This window comes from Nonomuraea sp. NPDC003709 (assembly GCF_040610775.1).
GTDB lineage: Bacteria > Actinomycetota > Actinomycetes > Streptosporangiales > Streptosporangiaceae > Nonomuraea > Nonomuraea angiospora_A.
Map to the genome: position 1 here is coordinate 1 of NZ_JBEXMW010000090.1, position 1,634 is coordinate 1,634.

Consider the following 1,634-nt stretch of genomic DNA (forward strand, 5'->3'; position numbering starts at 1 on the left):
ACGTCGCTCGTGTGCCGGGAGGCCGACTCGTACAGCGCGCCGCGCGTCTCCGTCAGCGCGGGCGCGAGCCGCCAGGCGGCCACGGACAGCAGCCGGGCCAGCCGCGGTTCCTGCTCCCGCAGGCCGTCGGCGCGCAGGGCCAGCTCCTTGGCCAGGGCCTCGTCGCGCTGCCGGTCGGACTGCCTGCGCAGGTACTCGGCGGCGCCGAGCCCGCCGAGCGCGGCGACCAGCAGGACCGCCAGGACCGCCGCGATCAGGTTGCGCGTCCTGGAGCGCCGGCGGGCCTGGCTGGCGGCCGCGTCGAGGAAGTCGCGTTCGCGGCGGGTGAGCGTGAGGTCCTTGCGCTCGGTGGCCGCCCACTGCAAGGTCCGGTCCAGGTGGGTGCCCTGCAGCAGGTCGGCGGGTTTGCGGCCGTGGCCGTCCCACTCGGCGGCCGCGGCGGCGAGCCTGCGGTGCACGGGCAGCCCGGCGCTGTTGCCCGCCACCCACTCGCCCAGCCGGGGCCAGGCGCGCAGCAGGCCCGGCATGGCCAGCGCGTACGCCGTCCCGGCCCGCGTGACGATGCCCGCAGCGGCGAACACGTCGAGCAGCGCGTCAACGGCCGCCGTCTCAGGCAGCTCGTCCCGGCCGACCGGCCGGAGCGCGTCGCCGTCGATCATCCGCAGAAAGACCTCGGGCACGCTGGCCCGCTCGGTCTCGGTGAGCTCGGCGTAGAGCTCCTCGGCGATCGCGCCCAGATCCGGCTCCGCCCGGCCCTTCAGCGTGCCCGCCAGCGTGCCGCCGCGCACCAGCGGGTCCTCCTCAGCGGCGCCTGCCGCGACGGTGCCGGCCGCGACGGTGCCGGCAGCGACGGTGCCGACTGCGACGGTGTCGTCGAGCAGGTGCAGCAGCACCTGCTTGGCGGCCGGCCGGTCGGCGGCGCTCCTGGACAGGGCGGCCGCCACGAGGGAGCCGAGCGGTTCGGGCAGCCCGGCCACGTCCGGCGTGAAGTCGAGCAACCGCCCGATGACCGCCATCGGGTCGCCGGGCTCGATCACCTCAGCCCCCCGAGCCGCGAACAACACGACCAGACCCCACGCCCACAGATCGGCCGCCTCGGTCACGGCGCGCCCGTCGAACACCTCCGGCGACATGTAGTTCGGCGTGCCCATGACCGGGCCGCTCGTGGTGGGCCCGACCTCCCTGGCGACACCGAAGTCGATCACCCGAGGGCCGTCGGGGCCGAGGATGATGTTGTCCGGCTTGAGGTCGCGGTGAACGATGCCGGCCTGGTGGATGGCGGTCAGCGCGGTCGCCACGCCGACGGCCAGACGGCGCAGCCGGTCGCCCTCGTAGGGGCCCGACTCGGCCACGACCTGCCGCAGGCTGAGGCCGGGGACGTACTCGCTGACGATGTACAGCGGAGCCACCTCGACCTGCGCCTCGATCACCTTGGCAGTGCAGAACGAGGCCACCCGCTGGGCCGCCGACGCCTCCTTGGCCAGCCTGGCCCGCGCCTGCGCGCCCTCGGACCTGGGCACCTTGATCGCGACCCGCTCGCCCGACTCGCCGTACGCCTCGTAGACGACGCCCTGGCCGCCCGCGCCGAGACGGCCGACCAGCCAGTACCGTCCCAGGCGGTGCGGGTCGGAAGA

At 75.4% G+C, this 1,634-nt stretch carries 1 protein-coding gene; it reads right to left on the reverse strand.

What is annotated here, in order from left to right:
• Nucleotides 1-1,634 (reverse strand): serine/threonine-protein kinase (locus ABZX61_RS65810; RefSeq protein WP_355213255.1); only part of this gene is annotated, 1,634 nt, incomplete at both ends.